This is a genomic window from Alkalihalobacterium alkalinitrilicum (assembly GCF_002019605.1).
GTDB lineage: Bacteria > Bacillota > Bacilli > Bacillales > Bacillaceae_F > Alkalihalobacterium > Alkalihalobacterium alkalinitrilicum.
On sequence record NZ_KV917368.1, the window covers coordinates 5,039,909 to 5,059,770 of the forward strand.

At 36.6% G+C, this 19,862-nt stretch carries 17 protein-coding genes, 1 tRNA gene and 2 pseudogenes; 13 read left to right on the plus strand and 7 right to left on the minus strand.

The window, feature by feature from the left end; all coding sequences use genetic code 11:
- The first annotated feature begins 116 nt into the window (after positions 1-116).
- Positions 117-668, plus strand: a complete 552-nt coding sequence (locus tag BK574_RS24320) for a phosphatidylglycerophosphatase A family protein (RefSeq protein WP_078430432.1) — start codon at positions 117-119, stop codon at positions 666-668.
- Between the two features lie 157 nt (positions 669-825).
- Positions 826-1,020 carry a hypothetical protein gene (locus BK574_RS24325; protein ID WP_075387739.1) on the plus strand — a complete coding sequence of 65 codons (195 nt, stop codon included), beginning with the start codon at positions 826-828 and terminating at the stop codon, positions 1,018-1,020.
- Between the two features lie 300 nt (positions 1,021-1,320).
- Here the strand turns inward: BK574_RS24325 and fumC are convergent, their stop codons facing one another.
- On the minus strand, positions 1,321-2,703 hold the full coding sequence (fumC, locus tag BK574_RS24330) for a class II fumarate hydratase (RefSeq protein WP_078430433.1): 1,383 nt from the start codon (positions 2,701-2,703) through the stop codon (positions 1,321-1,323).
- Positions 2,704-3,059: 356 nt separating this feature from the next.
- On the opposite strand from fumC, the gene BK574_RS24335 reads away from it, so the two are divergent.
- The 5 genes from BK574_RS24335 (at position 3,060) to BK574_RS28975 (ending at position 7,505) form a co-directional block, all read left to right on the plus strand.
- The gene (locus tag BK574_RS24335; protein ID WP_078430434.1) at positions 3,060-4,274 is read left to right on the plus strand and encodes a NupC/NupG family nucleoside CNT transporter; all 1,215 of its coding nucleotides are present in this window, start codon (positions 3,060-3,062) and stop codon (positions 4,272-4,274) included.
- A gap of 412 nt (positions 4,275-4,686) precedes the next feature.
- Positions 4,687-5,085: a GntR family transcriptional regulator gene (locus BK574_RS24340; protein ID WP_078430435.1), complete on the plus strand. Its 399-nt coding sequence runs from the start codon at positions 4,687-4,689 to the stop codon at positions 5,083-5,085.
- Positions 5,072-5,950 carry an ABC transporter ATP-binding protein gene (locus tag BK574_RS24345; protein WP_078430436.1) on the plus strand — a complete coding sequence of 293 codons (879 nt, stop codon included), beginning with the start codon at positions 5,072-5,074 and terminating at the stop codon, positions 5,948-5,950. The genes BK574_RS24340 and BK574_RS24345 overlap by 14 nt, the downstream gene beginning before the upstream one ends.
- Positions 5,951-5,960: 10 nt before the next feature.
- The gene (locus tag BK574_RS24350; RefSeq protein ID WP_218970622.1) at positions 5,961-6,953 is read left to right on the plus strand and encodes an ABC transporter permease subunit; all 993 of its coding nucleotides are present in this window, start codon (positions 5,961-5,963) and stop codon (positions 6,951-6,953) included.
- 429 nt (positions 6,954-7,382) lie between these two features.
- Entirely contained in the window at positions 7,383-7,505 is a 123-nt protein-coding gene (locus BK574_RS28975; protein WP_274379444.1) for a hypothetical protein, read from the plus strand.
- Here the strand turns inward: BK574_RS28975 and msrB are convergent.
- Complete coding sequence (gene msrB, locus BK574_RS24355; protein WP_078430438.1) at positions 7,494-8,450, minus strand: peptide-methionine (R)-S-oxide reductase MsrB; 957 nt, start codon at positions 8,448-8,450, stop codon at positions 7,494-7,496. The genes BK574_RS28975 and msrB overlap by 12 nt on opposite strands.
- A 173-nt stretch (positions 8,451-8,623) precedes the next feature.
- Between msrB and BK574_RS28980 the strand changes: the two genes are divergently transcribed.
- A complete protein-coding gene (locus BK574_RS28980; RefSeq protein ID WP_274379445.1) occupies positions 8,624-8,749 on the plus strand; it encodes a hypothetical protein in 126 nt (41 codons plus the stop codon).
- Positions 8,750-8,762: 13 nt separating this feature from the next.
- Here BK574_RS28980 and BK574_RS24360 read toward each other — a convergent pair whose 3' ends face one another.
- Complete coding sequence (locus BK574_RS24360; RefSeq protein WP_078430439.1) at positions 8,763-9,419, minus strand: potassium channel family protein; 657 nt, start codon at positions 9,417-9,419, stop codon at positions 8,763-8,765.
- 498 nt (positions 9,420-9,917) lie between these two features.
- Between BK574_RS24360 and BK574_RS24365 the strand changes: the two genes are divergently transcribed.
- A complete protein-coding gene (locus BK574_RS24365) occupies positions 9,918-11,654 on the plus strand; it encodes a BCCT family transporter (protein WP_078430440.1) in 1,737 nt (578 codons plus the stop codon).
- Between the two features lie 798 nt (positions 11,655-12,452).
- Positions 12,453-13,901 carry a SulP family inorganic anion transporter gene (locus BK574_RS24375; RefSeq protein WP_180320602.1) on the plus strand — a complete coding sequence of 483 codons (1,449 nt, stop codon included), beginning with the start codon at positions 12,453-12,455 and terminating at the stop codon, positions 13,899-13,901.
- 198 nt (positions 13,902-14,099) lie between these two features.
- On the opposite strand, the pseudogene BK574_RS24380 reads toward BK574_RS24375, so the two are convergent.
- Positions 14,100-14,753 (minus strand): annotated as a pseudogene (locus BK574_RS24380) (glycoside hydrolase domain-containing protein).
- Positions 14,754-15,188: 435 nt separating this feature from the next.
- On the opposite strand from BK574_RS24380, the gene BK574_RS24385 reads away from it, so the two are divergent.
- A tRNA-Val gene (locus tag BK574_RS24385) sits at positions 15,189-15,264 on the plus strand.
- Between the two features lie 118 nt (positions 15,265-15,382).
- On the opposite strand, the gene BK574_RS24390 is transcribed toward BK574_RS24385, so the two are convergent.
- From BK574_RS24390 to BK574_RS24400, 3 genes and pseudogenes are all read right to left on the minus strand, one after another.
- Positions 15,383-16,570 (minus strand): tyrosine-type recombinase/integrase, encoded by a 1,188-nt coding sequence (locus tag BK574_RS24390; RefSeq protein WP_078430442.1) that lies wholly within the window; start codon positions 16,568-16,570, stop codon positions 15,383-15,385.
- A gap of 16 nt (positions 16,571-16,586) precedes the next feature.
- Complete coding sequence (locus tag BK574_RS24395; RefSeq protein WP_078430443.1) at positions 16,587-16,952, minus strand: hypothetical protein; 366 nt, start codon at positions 16,950-16,952, stop codon at positions 16,587-16,589.
- Between the two features lies 1 nt (position 16,953).
- Positions 16,954-17,370: pseudogene (locus tag BK574_RS24400) on the minus strand (ImmA/IrrE family metallo-endopeptidase); the annotation flags it as partial.
- Between the two features lie 184 nt (positions 17,371-17,554).
- Here BK574_RS24400 and istA point away from each other — a divergent pair.
- Complete coding sequence (gene istA / locus BK574_RS24405; protein WP_078428143.1) at positions 17,555-19,102, plus strand: IS21 family transposase; 1,548 nt, start codon at positions 17,555-17,557, stop codon at positions 19,100-19,102.
- Positions 19,099-19,854 carry an IS21-like element helper ATPase IstB gene (gene istB, locus BK574_RS24410; RefSeq protein WP_420796988.1) on the plus strand — a complete coding sequence of 252 codons (756 nt, stop codon included), beginning with the start codon at positions 19,099-19,101 and terminating at the stop codon, positions 19,852-19,854. The genes istA and istB overlap by 4 nt, the downstream gene beginning before the upstream one ends.
- Positions 19,855-19,862: the final 8 nt, after the last annotated feature.

Sequence of the window (19,862 nt, forward strand, 5' to 3'; positions counted from 1 at the left end):
CGATATTGTGTAGGAACTAATACTGGAATGGTGAAAAAGAGTATTGGTTTAAATACTTTAGCTAATACGTAACTTAAACAAATTCTACAACACGTTCTTTTTAAGGGGGAGACATAATGAAAGTACCAGTTCCATCAAATGTTGTCGAACAAGCTGCACGAACAAAATTACAAGAACGAGGCGTAACATTAGAAGATATCGCAAATATTGTATACGAACTCCAAGTGAAATTTTATAGCAAACTAACAATGGAGGATTGTTTAGAAAGTGTAGACGCTGTTTTGTTTAAGCGTGAGATACAACATGCTATTTTAGTTGGAATTGAATTGGACGAGCTGGCGGAAAGAGGCCAGTTATCTGAACCGTTATTATCTATCATTCAATCAGATGAAGGGCTATTTGGTGTAGATGAAACAATTGCACTCGGGTCTGTATTTGGATTTGGAAGTATTGCGGTTACGACTTTCGGTTATTTGGATAAAGCAAAATATGGGATCATAAAGGATCTTGATGAGGGAAAGGAAAAGACGCATACGTTCTTAGATGATTTAGTAGCAAGCGTTGCAGCGAGCGCTGCTGCAAGACTTGCGCACCGTTTACGTGACCGAGATGAAAAACGTGGTCGACAAGAAATAGAAAAACGTGACCTAGAAGATAAAATTGGCTAAATAGGTAGTCTAAGGATGATACCATTACGAATTCCCAACTCCTATTTCTCGTTCGTTTTAATACGTTAAAAAAATCCCAATTCTTAAAAAAAAAGTAAACTTTTATTGTATTTTCGGATAAAATAAATAAAAATCGTTGAAAGGCAAGGGAAACGTAATGGGAAAACAGCCACGTTGGATTTATTGGAAGCAAACATTTCAATCTAAATTTCAAGCTGGATGCTTAAAAGCAAAACTTGAAGATAATTGGCATAATGGCTATGAGATTGGACCATGTGTTGAAATAAAAAAATTGAAAACAAATAAGTACGTAGTTAGATATACTTATGATGAGATGTCAGAATGGTCCTGACGTCTCTTTTTTGTGATGAATATCATATGACTTGTGCAAGGTGATTGATAATTGTGTTTCTATAAAAATCAGTCGGATTATGTTTGAAGTTTCAACTTTATAAGACATATTGTACTTGTATTTAGTACCGTAATTGATTTCAATTACGGTACTATCAATTTCCGTAAACCAAATACATTCAACATCGGAAGTCAAGAAGTTGCGGATTTGAATATATTTCTATTTTAAGTAATCCAAAAAACACATACGACCACTCATATCATCATTATAGGTATGCCTTTTTCATGATGAGCTTATTTTTTATTTTCCAATCATTTTTTCAGGAATGACAATTTCATCGAATTGTTCTCCTGATAATAAGCCGCTTGATATCGCAGCTTCTCGCAACGTCGTACCTTCTTCGTGCGCTTTTTTTGCAATTTTAGCCGCATTTTCATAACCGATATGTGGATTAAGCGCAGTGACGAGCATAAGTGACCTCGATAAGAGAGTTTCAATTACGTCAGTATTTGCTTCGATTCCAACAAGACACTTGTCATTAAATGAAATAATCGCATCGGAAAGAAGTTGAACCGATTGTAAATAATTATAAATAATGACAGGTTTAAATACATTTAATTCAAAGTTTCCTTGACTAGCCGCAAAGCCAATTGTTGCGTCATTACCCATCACTTGAACAGCAACCATCGTTAAGGCTTCACTTTGAGTCGGGTTGACTTTTCCAGGCATAATCGAACTACCAGGTTCGTTAGCAGGGATCGTAATTTCTCCAATACCTGATCTTGGACCACTCGCAAGCCACCTGACATCATTTGCAATCTTCATTAAATCGGCTGCGAGTGCTTTTAAGGCACCATGAGCATAAACTAGCTCATCATGGCTCGTTAAGGCGTGAAACTTATTTTTAGCCGATGTAAATGTGGTTCTCGTTATTTTACTGATTTCTTCAGCAACTTTATCCCCAAACTGGGGGTGAGCGTTAATACCAGTTCCGACAGCTGTTCCACCAATTGCTAATTCTTTTAAGTGCACTAAACTTTCATTGATCATTTTCTCAGATTTTTCAAGCATTCGCAGCCAACCACTTACTTCTTGACCAAGCGTAAGAGGGGTTGCATCTTGTAAGTGCGTTCGTCCAATTTTTATAATATCCTTAAATTCATCGATTTTCCTTTCTAATGTTGCTTTCATGGCTTCGATGGCTGGGAGTAATTGTTTTTCAACTTGATTCACAGCTGCGATATGCATTGCAGTAGGAAAAGTATCATTAGAACTTTGGGATCGATTTACGTCATCATTTGGATGAACACGCTCTTTACTATTATTTGATGTTAGGTGAAGGTTTGCTTCAAAGGCAATGACTTCATTTACGTTCATATTTGATTGAGTCCCACTACCTGTTTGCCATACAGACAATGGAAAATGATCATCAAACTCTCCAGAAATGATTTTCTCAGCAATTGTTACGATCGCGTCTTTTTTTTCAGCTTCAAGATTGTTAATTTCGTGATTGACAATCGCAGCTGACTTTTTCAAAATCGCAAAGGCATGAATAATTCGCATTGGCATTTTTTCAATCCCGATCTTAAAGTTCTCTATACTTCTTTGGGTTTGTGCACCCCAGGATTTTTCATTTGGTACTTTGATTTCTCCAATCGTATCTTTTTCAACTCGAAATTCCACTTTTCATTCCTCCAAACGTAGATGATATTTATAGCTTTTTATATTCTTTGGTAATCAATACCCTTTTTTCCATTGATCGTATTATTTTATGTAAAAAAATTAATTTCATATGATGAATGTTTTTTCTTCGTATAACTAATGAAAGAGCATTACTGTTACTTATCATTCATGGTCAAATTCAAATGAGGTTATTTCCAGGTTTAGTCGAGACAATAGGAGCAATTGAAAGCTCTATTTGAGCAATTCTTATGAAAATTAACTTTGTTAATTTTGAATGAATTTACCAACAGAGCTAATAATAACCCCATAGTAAGGAGTGCATCATTTGATCATTTTCAATTTAATGGGGTGGGAAGATGAATATCCTATGGGGAGTAATAGGAATTCTCGTGATTTTTGCAATTGCTTTTTTACTTTCAAACAAACGATCAGCTATTAATTTAAGGACGGTTTTAGGAGGATTTGCGATACAACTCTTGTTTGCTATTCTTGTACTAAAAGTCCCAGCAGGAAGAGAGGTATTGAATTGGCTTACTTTAGCTGTAGGTAATATTATTGATTATGCCAATGCTGGAATTGGATTTGTGTTTGGTGAGATGTTTATAAAAGAAGATGGAATATTTATGTTTGCGATTAACGTTTTGGCCGTTATTATATTCTTTTCGTCATTGATCTCAGTACTTTATTATTTAAATATAATGCAGTGGGTTATTAAAATTCTTGGTGGAGCTTTATCGAAACTATTAGGTACGAGTAAATCAGAATCATTGAGTGCGGCAGCAAATATTTTTGTTGGGCAAACCGAAGCGCCGCTTGTCATTAGACCTTATATTTCCAAGATGACACAGTCTGAATTATTTGCTGTGATGACAGGAGGGCTTGCCTCTGTCGCTGGTTCGGTTCTCGTTGGTTATGCGTTACTAGGTGTTCCTCTTGAATACTTGTTAGCCGCGAGCTTTATGGCGGCTCCAGCAGGATTGGTCATGGCCAAAATGATCGTTCCTGAAACAAATAAAGACCAGCTAACGGGAGAGTTTCACATGGAAAAAGATAAGGAATCAGCTAACGTCATTGATGCTGCTGCAAGAGGAGCTAGCGTCGGCTTGAACTTAACTCTTAATATTGCGGCAATGTTACTCGCCTTTGTCGCTCTAATTGCATTGCTTAATGGAATTCTCGGTGCCATTGGTGGGTTGTTCGGGTTTAATGGACTTACGTTAGAAATGATTTTAGGATTTGTCTTTGCTCCCCTTGCCTTTGCTATTGGTGTACCTTGGCATGAAGCGGTAACAGCTGGAGGTTTTATTGGACAAAAGCTCATCGTCAATGAGTTTGTTGCGTATCTTTCGTTTGCACCACAAATTGAGATACTATCGGAAAAAACAGTGGCAGTTGTTAGTTTTGCTCTTTGTGGATTTGCCAACTTATCTTCACTGGGAATTTTGCTTGGTGGGCTTGGAAACTTGGCACCCGATAGAAGAGCGGATATAGCAAAACTTGGGTTACGTGCAATTGCAGCAGGTATGCTAGCTTCTTTATTAAGTGCTGCAGTGGCTGGTATGTTATTCTAAGATGATTTTTGGTTCTTCTTCTATATGTAGAAGGGCCATTTTTTGTACGTTTAACTGGCACTATGACATCTACTTCAAGGTTTTGAAGGATAGGCAAGGCTAAGTGGGAGATAAGTGGCCAGTAAAAAGTAGAGCCTGTGTGAGACCGACAGAGTAGGGCGCAAGTCTCATTCATTGGTGGGGATGAAGGAAACCCCCGCATTCAATGAGGTTTAAATTTATACCTAGGTACATTCGAATGTCAGTTATTAGACTGGCATTCTTTTTTATTTACACTATACAATCGATTGATTAAGAATAAGAATTACTAGGTGAGTATTGACAGTACATGGAAAAAGTATTAATGTATTAAGTGTACTACACTATGCAATACAGTATAGAGAGATTGAGCAACCTAAAAGGTGGTGACTCCATGCTTTTACGAATTGACCCTAAAAGCAATGTACCGTTATACGAACAAATTATTATGCAAATTAAAGAACTTCGAGCAAAAGGAATAATCGAAGCGAATGAGAGGCTTCCTTCCGTTCGGGAGTTGAGTTCACAAATTGTGATTAACCCGAACACCGTAAGTAAGGCGTATAAAGAACTTGAAAGACAAGGGATTATCGTGACCATTCGAGGAAAAGGAACGTTTGTAGCCGAAGGTGAAACGATAGCAGCAACGGATAAGGAGAGAGAGAAGATGAAAAAGTCTTTAGAGCAGCTGGTTATTGATAGTGCTTATTTAGGAATTACAAAAGAAGAGCTGCAGCAATGGATAAATGACTTATTTCAAGATTTAGGTGGTGATATACATGATAGAAATTAATCAGCTTTCGAAATCCATTCATAATCACGAAGTCCTTAATGATATCAATTTCGAATTAAAACCTGGAAACATAATTGGATTGATTGGGAGGAATGGAGCTGGAAAAACAACACTTTTACGTCTCTTAGTGGGAATCCTTTTACCGACAAAAGGAGATGTTCTTCTCGATGGAAAAAGCATTTATCAATATCCAGAAGTGAAAAAGGAAATTGTATTCGTCCCCGATTCGCCAGAAGCACTGAAAAATTATGCAACACAAGAAATTGTAAAGTTATATAAGCAAATCTATCCTAATTTTGATGAAAAGTATTTTTATGATCTTCTTGAGCGTTTTTCCTTACCGAAAACGAGAAAAATTGGAAATTATTCAAAAGGAATGAAGGCTCTCTTTGCTCTAGTGTTAGCCTTTTCTACTCGAGCAAAATACATTTTATTAGATGAACCAACAGATGGTTTAGATGTTATCGTAAAAAAGAAAATTTTACGATACATTATCGAAGAAGTCGCAGAACAACAAGTTTCCGTTATTATTTCTTCACATCGTCTAGATGAACTTGAATTTATGGCTGATCAAATTATTGTTATAAAAGATGGCACAATTGATTCAAATTATGATCTCGATGAAATGAAAAAATCCTACCGGAAAGTACAAGTCGTATTTAAAGGATATCTACCTAATGAACTGAGCGAACAAGTGAATGTATTGTCCCAAAGTGGAAGAGTATACACATTGTTGCTTGACGGTGATTTAGCTAAGAAAGAAGCGGAAATTAAAAAGCATGAGCCGCTCTTATATGAAGAACTTTCGGTCGTTTTAGAAGATATTTTTGTTGCGAAGCTTGGGGGTGAAGAGTTTGCTAATTAAAGCACTTTGGATGAAAGAGTATAAACAGACAAAAACACTAATTTGGGGTTTACTCATTCTATTCTTTTTTGATTTTCCGATTCGTGTTTCACTTAACTTAGAAAGTTGGAAGACGATGGAAGAGCATGCGTTAATTGAACCGACAGCATATGCCAATCCTATTGTCCACGACTTTATGGTTCGATCGTTGTTTTTTGGGGGATTTGCAACGTTTTTAGGAATGATTATTATTGTGTTACTTGCAGGTATAATGATCGGTTCTGAGCGAAATACGCGAAAGAATGATTTTTCATTTGCGTTGCCGTATAAACGAAGGGATATGTTTTTAACGAAATGGTTAATTGGAGTTTTGTCTGTTAGTGTTTTTTATACCGTAAATTACTTAGCAGCTTACTTTTTAGTTGCGACTTCCGATTATAAGCATTTTTTAGAACAATTTTCACATGTACAGTTATTAATTATGCCGCTTCTAGGATTTATTACTCTGTTTAGTTTTGCGATGCTTATTGGGACGGTTTCTGGTGAAATGGTTTCTCAAATGGTTCTTACGTTTATTTTTACGTTCTTTCCATTAGGTTTCTATTATTTAGTTTCAGGATTTTGGATGATTCACACTAATGAGTATTTACATGAACCAACTGCACTTACGTACTTCGTTTGGCCGATTTATAGTATTGATGCCTACTCTAATAAACCATTACTCATACCGATTGTTGCGACGATCATTTTTACGATAATAGCGACAAAATTATACACGGTTAATAAAACTGAACATAATGGGGAATTTCTCATTTTTAAAGGGTTACAGCCGGTTTTTAAAGTCGGTATATTAATCTGTTTTGCATTATTAGGAGGAATGTTAATTTCAAGCTTGACGCCATACACGAATGGTAATATACTGACTATCGTGTTCTATTGGATAGGGTTTATCGTTTTTGCACTTCTATCCTATCGTTTAACCACAAGGTTGTTGACAATGAACGTCACTGTAAAGAATAAGTAAAAGGTGAGAAAAGATGAAGAGAGCATTTTGGTTATATTTTTTGTTACTGTTTTTCCTAGCTTTTTGTTTTGTCTATATTGAAAATATGAACCTACCATCTTAATAATTAAGGTGTTTAATAGGTAATAAGCTAGTAAATAAAAATTTCAGATCGTATACAGGATCTCCAAGAGTGAAAAGGATAGTTCAAGCTAGGTGTTTTATAGCTGAATTATCCTTTTTTATTTACTTTAAAAAAGGATAGATGATAGAGGAATAAAAAAAGAGACTAATTACATCAATCCCTCTTTATAAAAAATTTAAATAAAGTTATAAAAGCTCTTATTACTATTCACTTTGTTCGTTTGGAATTATAGGTTAGTTCGAAGACTAGTTTAATAAAACTACATAATTTGCAAAGAAATAGTAAATTACTCAGGAGTAACTTTGGTGAGAGTTATTAAGTTCGAGGAAGTTTTATTGTTTATCTTTCAACTAAATGAGTATGCTTTAAGTAAAAAAGAAGACGACCAGTATCTTGAGTCGACTTCTTCCTTTTTGTTATTGAAATAAACTTTTATATTCCCCGTATCCTTCTTTTTCGAGGTCATCTTTATGAATAAATTTAAGCGCCGCAGAATTAATACAGTATCGTAAACCTGTTGGCTTTGGTCCATCGTCAAATACATGACCTAAGTGAGAGTCTGAGTTTTTACTTCGTACTTCAATTCTCCTCATTCCATGACTTGTATCGAGTTCTTCTGCTACTTTGTTTTGATGAAGTGGTTTCGTGAAACTTGGCCAGCCACAACCAGCATCAAATTTATCAAATGAACTAAATAACGGTTCACCTGAGACGATGTCGACATAAATTCCTTCTTCTTCATTGTTCCAATATTCATTGTGAAAAGGAGGCTCAGTACCGTTATTTTGCGTTACTTCATATTGTATCGGTGTTAATGTTTTCTTTAATGTTTCTGGATCTTTTTTTTCGGACCAATGTTCCTTTATAAAGTGATCTCGTCCTGAGCCTTTACGATAGGTCATGTATCGAAATGGATTTTTTTTGTGAAAGTCTTGATGGTAGTCTTCTGCAGGGTAGAAAGCTGTTGCAGGTAGTATTTGTGTGGCAATCGGCTTTTGGAATCTGCCGCTTTCTTCTAATGCCTTTTTTGAGTCTTCAGCTATTTTTTTTTGTTCTTCTGTATGGTAGAAAATGACCGTTTTGTATGAGTGCCCACGATCATGAAATTGTCCACCTGTATCTGTAGGATCTATTTGTTGCCAAAAAGTTTCAATAAGCTTCTTATATGGAAAAATAGATGGATCGTATGTGATTTCTACCGCTTCATAATGTCCAGTCGTTTCACTACAGACTTCCTCATAAGTTGGGTTTTCTTTATGACCACCTGTGTATCCTGAAACCACTTTTTCAATTCCTGGTAATTCGTCAAAGGGAGTTACCATACACCAAAAACAACCGCCTGCAAATGTTGCTGTTTCAAACGTTTTATTCACGAATTCCTTACCTCCATTCAGTAAAAACGATTCTATGTATGTAGTATACAAATAATATGTAATGAAAAACAAAGAAAATGTATTATATAATAAAAAAATACAAAACCATTCTTGCTGTTTACTACGTATATTATAAAGGAAACTGTCATTCAGTAGGGAGGAGAGTGATTGTTATGAAAAGAACTCCAAAGAAAAAGAAACGTTTAGAAGATGGATGGGTTTATTTTATATTTGAAATTTTTATAGAAATTATTTTCATTCTTCCTAGATTGCTTATCCGTATCTTTAAGCATGGATAATTCTAAAGGAATACTACATACCTTCTTCTTCAAAACGTTTCAAATCATTTTTGTGGCCGATCATGATTAATATATCGTTCCTTTCAATTAAATTAGAGGGATATGGAGAAATATTGATGTCCTTTCCTCGTTTAATCGCTAAGATGGTACATCCAAATTTGGCACGAACGTCTAATTGTTCGATTGATTTATTTGAAACTTTGTCAGTCGCAATAACTTCGATAATACTATACTCATCTGAAAGCTCTATATAATCAACTATTTTTTCTGATACGAGATGTTGCGCAATTCGAATGCCCATATCTTGCTCGGGATGAACAATTCGATCGGCACCGATTTTTTCAAGGACGCGATGGTGGTAATAATTTTGTGCCTTTACCCAAACATTGTTTACGCCCATTTCTTTCAGGATGAGTGTGCAAAGAATACTCGATTGAATATTATCACCGATAGCCACAATTACATAATCGAAATTCCGTAGGCCGAGTGAGTGAAGCGCATTTTCATCTGTTCCACTTGCAATCACACTATGAGTCGAGTGTTCCGTCATGTTGTTTACTTTTTCTTCGTTATTATCAATCGCTAGAACATCATGACCTAATTTATAAAGCTCTTTGCAGATACTACTTCCAAACCGTCCTAAGCCAATGACAGCAAACTGTTTTTTCATCGTAATCTTCTCCTTGTTTCCCAACGTTTCTATTCCAAAATATAAAAAAAGAGAGCAAGTCCAAGCATTGTTAGTATGACTTTCCTGTTTAAAATTTATGATTGGAGTGTACGGCTTAAGTAATGTTAAATTTTTAAGTTTCAACTTTTTAGAGATCGGGTAAAAAAGGAGAGGAGCAATTGTAAGAGAGGTGCCGATTATAACAATCTACTGAAAAATGGGAATTTATCCAATCGTTATTGATATTGTGATATAATTTACATTCGCTTTGTTGGTAAAGATCAAAAGATAGTTGAACCTGATTTTAATTTTGTATAAATGAAAGAAGGGTGAGGAAACTTAAATATTAATTGTAAAAGATTACCCAAGTACGGCAAAAACTAGGTAACTGGGCTTCCTCTTATTATAACGATACATAATGTTTACCTCAAAGACATAATTCATTTTTTTACTTTGAAGGGAGGGACCTTACGATTAAAGAGTAATCGTAAGGATGTTATGGAAAAGTACACATACGACACAAAAAAACCAGGAAGTGTCTTTGTCATTTCCGCTATATTTGTTAGTTTATTTGTATTATGGGGTGTATTAGCGCCTCGGGGATTAGAAGAAACGGCAAGTGAATTACTAGCAACAACGATTGAAAACTTCGGTTGGTTTTACATGATTGTTACCGCTATTTTTATAGCGTTTGTTTTATTTTTAGCAATCAGTCCGTTCGGTAAAATGAAACTTGGAAAGGAAGAAGACAAACCTGAATACTCCTATTACACATGGGTGGGGATGTTGTTTTCAGCAGGGATTGGCGTTGGTTTTGTCTTTTGGGGAGTAGCAGAGCCTGTTCTTTACTACATGGATCCTCCATACGGCGTTCAACCTGAAACAGTAGAAGCCGCGAATATTGGTCTACGCTATGCAGTTTATCATTGGGCCCTTCATCCGTGGGCAATTTTTGGGTTAGTTGCTTTAGCATTAGCTTATGTTCAATACCGGAAAGACCAGCCAGCACTTATTAGTTCAGCCTTTTACCCAATTTTAGGGGAGCGAGTCAATGGTTGGTTCGGTCGCGGGATTGATATTCTTGCTGTTCTAGCAACATCTACTGGAGTTGCAACAACTTTCGGTTTAAGTGCGATGCAAATTACAGGTGGGTTATCTTATTTAACTCCAATTCCGAACAACGTAACGACACAGCTTATCGTCATTTTTGTCGTTGCCATTTTATTTATGTTTTCTGCTGGGTCGGGTTTAAATAAAGGAATTCGAATTTTAAGTATTACAAATTTAACGATTGCGGCAATCCTTTTACTGTTCATGATCATTTTTGGTCCTACTCTATTTATTGCTGAAGGGGTTGTCACAACTTTAGGGGGATACATTTCAAATATCATCCCGATGAGTTTAACAATGACACCATTCACGGATAGTGTATGGTTAGGGGCATATACGATATTTTTCTGGGCTTGGCATATTTCATGGGCTCCTTTTATGGGAATATTTATCGCCAGAATTTCAAGAGGTAGATCAATTCGTGAATTTGTTTTTGGTGTCTTATTTGTCCCTTCCTTGCTTGGTCTAATTTGGTTCACTGCATTTGGTGGAACAGCTCTTCATTTAGATCGAACGGCAGGAAGTAACATTGCTGAGATTGTCATGAACAATGTAGAAGTCGCGTTATTTGCAACATTAGCGGAGCTCCCTTTTGGTGGGATCATGAGTGTTTTATCGGTCTTGTTAATTCTTATTTTCTTTATTACCTCAGCTGATTCGGCTTCGTATGTTTTAGGAGCGATGACTTCTAGAGGAAGTCTAAATCCTGCGCTTTATGTAAAATTGATTTGGGGCTTCTTAATTGCAGCAACAGCAAGTGTGTTACTCTTAAGTGGTGGCTTACAAGGATTGCAGACAGCTTCTATCATTGCGGCATTACCTTTTGGCATTATCATGCTAATGATGGCTGTGTCGATGTTTATGATGATAAATAAAGATTATCGCGCTATAAGGAAAAAGAAACGTACAAAACAAATCGAAGAGATTAAAGAAGAAGTACGTGAAGAGATGAAAGAAGATATATACGAAGAAATCAAAGTAGAAATGCTAGAAGAAGTTAGAGATGAAATAAAGGAAGAAGTATTAGAAGAATTTAAAGAAGAGATATATGAAGAAATGAAAGAAGAAATTATTGAAGAGTTTCAAGCGGACGACGACAAATCTTCAAATTCAAAAAAAGAATAATGGTAGTTGTAATGAAAAGACTGAATTTTCATCAGTCTCTTTTTTTTGTAGGTAAGAGAGCATTTCGCCAGCTTCTCGCTTTCCTCGTTGGTCGGTGAATTTAAGGCCATAACTTATAATTTTAGCGGCATTGTATCGAATGTATTTTTCAGACTCTAGAAATGAAAGGAGCTAAGGCTGACTTTAGAGCATATTTCTTCCTTATACTGGAAATAAAAGGAACTAAGGCTGACTTTAGAGTATGTTACTTCCTAATATTGGTGATTGAAGGAGCTAAGATCGACTTTAGAGTACAACACTTCCTTATATTGGTAATTAAAGGAACTAAGATTGACTTTAGAGGACATTCCTTCCTGATACTGGTAATGAAAGGAGCTAAGATCGACTTTAGAGGACGCTTTTTCCTGATACTGGAAATTAGAGGAGCTAAGTTTGATTTTAGAGAATATTACTTCCTGTTACTGGAAATACGAGGACTGAAATGGACTTTAGAGCGCACATTTCTTCCTAATATTAGGAATGGAAGTCGCTAAACCTTAAAGATACATACTGTAATAATAAATTTTCAAAACTACTTGGTCATCTTTAATACACCAATTTAAAGAAAATGTAGATGTGAATTTTTTATGAATGAATTAGATTTTGAAAGAAAATAGGAGGAAAAGCGGGAAAAACAGTGGTTGAACACGGTTACATTAAGATTTAAGTATTACAAAAATCGTGGTACAATGCATTTCGTTATGTGCGGAATTGATTTTCCCAGATGGAAAATCTCTAAATTAATGATAGAGGTGCAAAATGAATATCGAGAAGATAAAAAATGAATGGTTTGGTAATGTGAGAGGGGATGTACTTGCTGGGATGGTAGTCGCGCTCGCGTTAATTCCAGAAGCGATTGCCTTTTCCATTATTGCTGGTGTTGATCCGATGGTTGGATTGTACGCTTCTTTCTGTATTGCTGTTGTAATCGCATTCGTTGGGGGACGACCAGGAATGATTTCAGCGGCAACAGGTGCGATGGCGTTATTAATGGTTACGCTCGTTGCCGATCACGGACTTCAATATTTACTAGCAGCTACGATATTAACGGGTATTATTCAAATTTTCTTTGGAGTCTTTAAGCTCGCTCGTTATATGAAGTTTATTCCACGTTCGGTCATGATCGGATTTGTAAATGCGTTAGCAATTTTAATTTTTATGGCCCAACTAGAACAGTTTGTCGGTGCGACTTGGATGATGTATGTACTAGTGGCTACAACATTAGTGATTATCTATGTGTTACCGAGATTTACAAAAGCAGTTCCATCAACGTTAATAGCGATTATTGTCATAACGGCTTTTGTTATTTTAACAGGTACTGGTGTAAGTACAGTAGGTGATATGGGAACATTAACTCAGTCATTGCCGATGTTTTTAATTCCACATATTCCATTAACAATTGAAACGTTATTGATCATTCTACCGTACTCTTTAGCTTTAGCAATTGTCGGTATATTAGAGTCATTATTAACAGCTCAAATTGTTGATGATATGACGGATACGGAAAGTAATAAAAATAAAGAAAGTCGCGGACAAGGGATCGCCAACATCGTTTCTGGCTTTTTCGGTGGAATGGCGGGTTGTGCGATGATTGGCCAGTCTGTGATTAATGTAAAATCGGGTGGACGAGGCAGATTATCAGCATTAGTTGCGGGTGTGTTCCTTATGATCCTTATTGTTGCCTTAGGTAATCTTGTTGTGCAAATACCAATGGCAGCACTCGTTGGGGTTATGATTATGGTATCGATCAGTACATTTGATTGGAATTCTGTTCGTACCCTTCATAAAGTACCACGAACAGATGCGGCAGTTATGGTTGTTACAGTGGGAACAGTTGTTATTACTCATAACTTAGCCATCGGTGTTCTCGCAGGGGTTGTACTTAGTGCCATATTCTTTGCAGGGAAAATTTCTAAAGTCAATGTCTCAGCGGAAGTGCTCAATCGCAAGAAAACTTATTACGTTCAAGGGCAAATTTTCTTTGCGTCTGTTACTGATTTTGTTGCTGCCTTTGATTATAAAGAAGAAGTTACCGATGTTGTGATTGATTTAAGTCAATCGCATTTATGGGATGATTCAGCGGTAGGAGCGATCGAAAAAATTAAACACAAGTTTGCGCAAAATGGTATCGATGTAAAGATTATCGGATTAAACAAAGATAGTACTAATTTAATGAGTAAAGTTGGTGGCATTTCGTCAGGCCACTAATGGTAAAGTGATGGTGTCAGATCCTTAGGAAACTAAGGTATCTAACACCATTTTTTGTGCTAGGCTTCACTCTTAAGTTACATAATAAGTTGAGGGAAGTGTCAGCCATTTTTTTTGGTCCAAAGTAGGTTAAACAAAATGAATAAAACAGTGGCATGATAAAGACAAAGATTATAGCAATGACATTAGGTCACAAGACTACCACATGTCATCATAAAGACGCCGATCACTTAAAACCGTATCGATCGGACAAATATCAGCATCTCTTCCATATTGCCATGCCCATACAATAGCATCACATGGTGGTTTAGCTGGAGTAAATCGTTGTGGACGATTTTGTTTTGTTGTTACCCCAGGTTCAGGTTCTGCACTCCATAGTACCGATTGTACTTTTACGCGTTCACTATTAGCAACAGCAGCGCAGTAGGCATCACTAAAAGGTCCTTCAACGGGATCGTGATAAAAACCAGGTTTGTAGCCACTCGGATAAAAAGCATCGACCCACGCTCGGATCCACGCCTCATCGACATCAAAGAAGTTTTCAATATTGGCAAATACTCGAACTCCTGTAGGAAAGCCGAGTCTTCTTGCATGGAAAATGGCATTCGCTGAAGCAATTTCCCCAGCACGGTATCCTACAGCTTCAGCAAATCCATTCTAAATGGGCATGACTCTAACACCGTTTCCACGTAACCTCCCGATTTCTTCTACGGTCAATCCGTCGCTAACATTGGGTATTGTCGTTAAGTATCTGCCCCAATATTCTGGTTTACCAAAGTTTTCAATCACACAATCATATAAGGCAGGAGTTACGGCCGCTGCTGAATCAACCCCCCAAATGGTTCTCGCCATGTAATCACTCCTAACTTTCAATATCAAATCACGGGTCGTCAAACGATCTATTTTATATCTTATCGTTTTAAAAGTTGTACTATGATAAATAAAAAGCGATTTCTTACATGTTGGAATCGGAAAGAAGTGGATGTAGATTGAAAATTTACTGTCGTTTGATGGGTTAAGGGCATGTTATTGTAGAAGCTGGATGGAATTAATGCACGGAGAAGGTATTAGTACAAGGTATATAGGCATTGAATTTATACAAGTAGAATATTCAAATAGGAAGTAGGGTTTATCTACCATAGAGTTTTTAGTTGAAAGGATTAATATGATAGTTTATGATTTTAAAAAAACTTCCTTCGAAAAAAGTGAGAATTAACTTTTTAAAAAGTGTTGACACATATTAAAAAATACGGTATATTTATTTTGTCGCTAAAATAAATGATCTTTGATCCGTTAGCTCAGCTGGGAGAGCGCCACCTTGACAGGGTGGAGGTCGGCGGTTCGATCCCGTCACGGGTCACCATAAAAACGTTGATACAAAGGGATTTTCTCATTAAAGGGAAATCCCTTTTTTGTTTATTTTTTTTTTGCCGACATTTCTGCCGACATTTTTATACAAACGAAATCAAATGAAAGCATATTTAACCTTTCTTGAACAAAGTATCAAGTGAATTCGCAGCTTCTCGATCTGCTTTTTCTAACACATGGCCATATGTGTTCATCGTGGTTTTTATATCAGCATGACCTAAACGACTGGAAATGGTTTTGGCATGAATTCCTTGATTAATGAGCAAGGTTGCCGACGTGTGACGTAAAGCGTGAAAATTGATATACTTTAGCTTATGACGGTTAATAAATCTTCTCCACCAAGTCGTGACAGATGTGGGGTGGAAAGGTATACCCTTGAAATCAGAAAATAGGAAAAAGTAGTCTCCACCATTCCAAAGTTCCTCAGCTGCTATTCGCTCTTGCTGTTTTTTTGTTTTTAACTTTTTTAATTCTGGAATAAGGGAAGAAGGAATGGTCACTGTTCTTTTGCTATTCTTTGTTTTCAATTCACCAATTTGAAATCCACTACTCTTGGAATAGGTAAGTCCTTGTTTTACTGCAATAATGCCTTCCTCTAGGTCAATATGTTTCCATTCAAGACCAAGTAATTCTGATCGTCGTAACCCTGTAGTAATAGCAATTTTAATCATAACTCTCCAGTGAAGAAGCTCTTTGTCTAGTCGATTTAAAAGAAGTGCAGCTTCTTCCTCATCATAAACCTCTATTTCTTTGGGCGTTTCTTTTGGCTTCTTAACACCTACTACTGGGTTTTCTTTAATTATCTTCCATTCAACAGCTCTACTAAAGATGTTTTTTAGTATCCTATGATGATAAGCAATAGTTGCTGGAGAAAGAACATCTTCCTTACCATCTTTTCTTAGTCCAGGTTCAGAAAGGTTGTCTAAAAAATCTACGATATGAATGGTTTTGACTTGATCAATTCGTAATGCTTGGGATGCAGGTAATATTCGATTGTTGATGTGCAGTAGATAGGTATCTAATGTCCTTGGAGCCAGATGTTTCTTGGCGTATTTAGGAAACCAGTGTTTTTCAACAAAATCAACAAACATCATTTTTTCAGGCTCAAAATAACTATCAGCTGTTACTTCAGTTACAAACTGAGCAAGCATTTTTTCTGCTTCGCGTTTCCCCTTGGCTTTGACAGTCTTATATTTCTTTTGTCGTTTCTTCTTACCCGTTAAATGATTAAGTTTCATACCTAGATCAACTTCAAGTTGCCATTTACCATCGCCTCGATCTCTTATCGATCCTTTGGCCATTTGTTCACACCATCCTTTACCACTCTAAATGATTTCTTATAGCAGGCATTTGAAGGACTTCTTCTATGTCACCGACTTGAATGATAAACTGAGTAACATCTTCATATATCCCACCGAAATTAGTAATAGTTTCTTTAATACGAGGGAGGTATACGCCAATAGTATTTGGTTTCTCGTAGGAAACAGTAAGATCACCAAGTGTAACAGATGCACTCAATATTTCATTATCAAAATCTTCGATACCATGAACTTCAAATGGAGCTACTATAGGTATATATAAGTATTCTGCATCCCAGTCAAGATTTCCAGTCCCAAAATTTAGCACAAACCAAGTAGGTACTTTTTCACCTTCATAATAATCATAATAAACAGTTGATCTCATTTTAAAATGCACCTTCCTTTACTAGTTTTCTTTCCACAGCTGTTTGTAAAAGTAACTTTGTTTCAGCTGACCAATTGGATGGATCAGCTTTTCTTGTTTTCATTTCCTCAAATGACCGAATATTATCATCCATTTTAGATTGAAACACTCTTCTTTTAATTTGTTCTAGACGTAAAGTGGCCATGTAAATAGTTACTTTAAATCTATCAGATAATAATGCTATTATTTCAGCTTCATAGTTTGGTAATGCTAGATTACTTATCATAGAAAATGGCATTGTAGCGTATAGTTGGAAGTTTTTTGTTTGGGCTTCTTGTAGCTCTCGAAATGCATTTGGCATCATTGTTTGTCTACCAGCGTGCCTTAATACATGGCACAATTCATGAAAAAATACTTCACGTTGTTCATCTTGAGGGAGTCTAGAATCAACTGATTATTGCAGAGAAAATGAGCCACTTATGCGGAGTTTTGAGCCAGTCATTGCGGCGTAAAGAGCCACCCTTTGCGGAATGCTGCGCCACTATAAATAGAATAAAGAAAAGCCTCCTGTATAATAACCTTGCATGCTAGCAAGCATGACATTATTATACAGGAGGCTTTTTATGGTTAATTACCGTAAGATTCTGGAACTTTATCTTGAAGAAGTTAGTCAAAGAACGATTAGTTCTAGCACTGGGCACTCAAGGGATACAGTTTCAGATGTTGTTCAACGTGCCAAAAAACTTGGTGTAGAAAGCTTGAATGACACCATGACCAATCCATGGCTAGAAGCGTTTCTCTTCCCAGAGAAACAGGCTGTTGAGAAAGGGTACTTCCCAATTGATTGGGAAAGAGTGCATAAGGAACTACAAAAGAAGAATGTAACCCTGTCCCTGTTACATCACGAGTATTCCACAGAGGCACGGGAAGGCGGCAAGATTCCCTATGCCTATCGTACATTTTGTGAAAACTATGGGAAATATGCGAAAAAGTATAAGTTAACTATGCCTATTCGTAGAAAGCCAGGTGAAGTCATGGAAGTAGATTGGGCTGGGACGACACTAAAGATAAATGATCGTTCTACAGGCGAAACGATTCCAGCGTATGTTTTTATTGCGACCTTACCTTATAGCCAGTTCAGTTATGTTGAAGCTTTTTTAGATATGAAATCAGCTAATTGGCTTATCGCTCATATTCATGCATTGGAGTATTTTGATGGAGTTCCTGAAACAATGGTTCCTGATAATTTGAAAACAGGGGTTACGAAAGCACATCGGGAAGAGCCTCTTCTAAATGAAGCCTATCGTGAAATGGCAGATTACTACCGTACTGTCATTGTTCCAAGCCGTGTTCGAAGGCCAAAAGATAAAGCGAGTGTCGAAGGCACTGTTGGATATATTTCCAGACAGATTATCGCTCCACTAAGAAACTATCAGTGTTTTCATCTTCAAGATTTAAACCAGAAAATCTTTGAAAAATTAGAAGAAATCAATACCACTGAATTTCAAAAGCGACCAGGTTCGCGTAAAAAGGTGTTTGAGGAAGAAGAGAAATCCTACCTTCAACAGCTTCCTCAAACAAGGTATAAACTTGCGGAATGGAAAACAGCAAAAGTTCAACTGAACTACCACATCCAAGTTGATCGAATGTATTATTCCGTTCCATATGATTATGTCCGAGAGAATGTCGATGTTCGACTGACTACGGATTTAATTGAAGTTTACTTCAAAGAAGTACGGATTGCATCCCATAAACGACAACATGGTGAAATTGGCCAGTTAGAGACCAATCCAGATCACATGCCTGACAATCACCGATTATATTTAGATCATAATCCAGAAAATAACCGGAAGTGGGCAGAAACAATTGGACCATCTATGACTCAATTTGTCTCTCATATCTTAGAAATGAATGTAGAGAAAAAAGCATTAAATAGCCTTAGCACACTGAGGAATATAGCTAAGAAATACCCAAATGAAGAAATAGAGAAAGCAACAGAAACCTTACTTGAAATTTCAACAAACCCAACGGTTTCTGTCTTTAAAAGTGTAGTAGAAAGAAATAAGAAGAAAAAACAAACTAAAAAAACGGATATTAACAGACCTCGCACTACATCTGACGACTATGGATTTGTCCGTGGAGCTAAATACTTTGGGAGGGATACAAAATAATGAACCAAGAAACTTTACGTAAACTAGTAGAAATGAAAATGGGTGCGATGGCGGAATTATATCAGCAGCAAAAGCAGAATAACGATTATAGGGACATGGATTTTGATGATAGGTTCAATCTCCTGGTAGATTATGAATATGATAGACGTAAATCGAATCGACTTGAACGACTAATTAAACAGGCTACACTCAGCGAACCAACAGCAGCTATTGAAGATATCGAATATCATCCGGATCGTAATTTGGATAAGAATCAAATATTAGAGTTAGCAACTGGGAATTACCTTCAAAATCACCATAACATCATTTTAATGGGCGCCTCTGGGAACGGAAAGACATGGATATCCAATGCCTTTGGGGTACATGCATGTCGCCAATTTTATAAAGTGAAATATATAAGGTTACCAGAATTACTAGATGAATTAGCTGTAGCAAAGTATGAAGCAGATGGCAGCTTCCGTAAGTTAATTCAGAAATACAAAAAGATTGATTTATTAATCCTGGATGAGTGGCTACTAACAGAGCTTTCAGAGGAAAATATACTGCATGTGTTGGAGATTATTGAAGCAAGGCTCAAAAGAGCCTCTACTATTTTCTGTTCCCAATTCTCACCTGAGGGATGGCATTCAAAACTAGGACAGGCACAAATAGCAGATGCGATTCTTGACAGAATCGTTCATGATTCATATAAGATTCTAGTTGATGGTGAAGTTTCGATGAGGGAACGTCATGGATTGAGGGTATCAAAATGATTCCACTA

Excerpts from the sequence above, each read along its gene's own strand:
- BK574_RS24375 (WP_180320602.1), top strand. The coding sequence starts at position 12,453 with ATGAATATCGAGAAGATAAAAAATGAATGGTTTGGTAATGTGAGAGGG.
- BK574_RS24335 (WP_078430434.1), top strand. The coding sequence starts at position 3,060 with ATGAATATCCTATGGGGAGTAATAGGAATTCTCGTGATTTTTGCAATT.
- BK574_RS24325 (WP_075387739.1), top strand. The coding sequence starts at position 826 with ATGGGAAAACAGCCACGTTGGATTTATTGGAAGCAAACATTTCAATCT.
- BK574_RS24395 (WP_078430443.1), bottom strand. The coding sequence starts at position 16,952 with ATGAGATCAACTGTTTATTATGATTATTATGAAGGTGAAAAAGTACCT.
- BK574_RS24345 (WP_078430436.1), top strand. The coding sequence starts at position 5,072 with ATGATAGAAATTAATCAGCTTTCGAAATCCATTCATAATCACGAAGTC.
- BK574_RS28980 (WP_274379445.1), top strand. The coding sequence starts at position 8,624 with ATGAAAAGAACTCCAAAGAAAAAGAAACGTTTAGAAGATGGATGGGTT.
- BK574_RS24340 (WP_078430435.1), top strand. The coding sequence starts at position 4,687 with ATGCTTTTACGAATTGACCCTAAAAGCAATGTACCGTTATACGAACAA.
- istA (WP_078428143.1), top strand. The coding sequence starts at position 17,555 with ATGGTTAATTACCGTAAGATTCTGGAACTTTATCTTGAAGAAGTTAGT.
- BK574_RS24365 (WP_078430440.1), top strand. The coding sequence starts at position 9,918 with ATGGAAAAGTACACATACGACACAAAAAAACCAGGAAGTGTCTTTGTC.
- BK574_RS24350 (WP_218970622.1), top strand. The coding sequence starts at position 5,961 with ATGAAAGAGTATAAACAGACAAAAACACTAATTTGGGGTTTACTCATT.
- BK574_RS24320 (WP_078430432.1), top strand. The coding sequence starts at position 117 with ATGAAAGTACCAGTTCCATCAAATGTTGTCGAACAAGCTGCACGAACA.
- BK574_RS24360 (WP_078430439.1), bottom strand. The coding sequence starts at position 9,419 with ATGAAAAAACAGTTTGCTGTCATTGGCTTAGGACGGTTTGGAAGTAGT.
- BK574_RS24390 (WP_078430442.1), bottom strand. The coding sequence starts at position 16,570 with ATGGCCAAAGGATCGATAAGAGATCGAGGCGATGGTAAATGGCAACTT.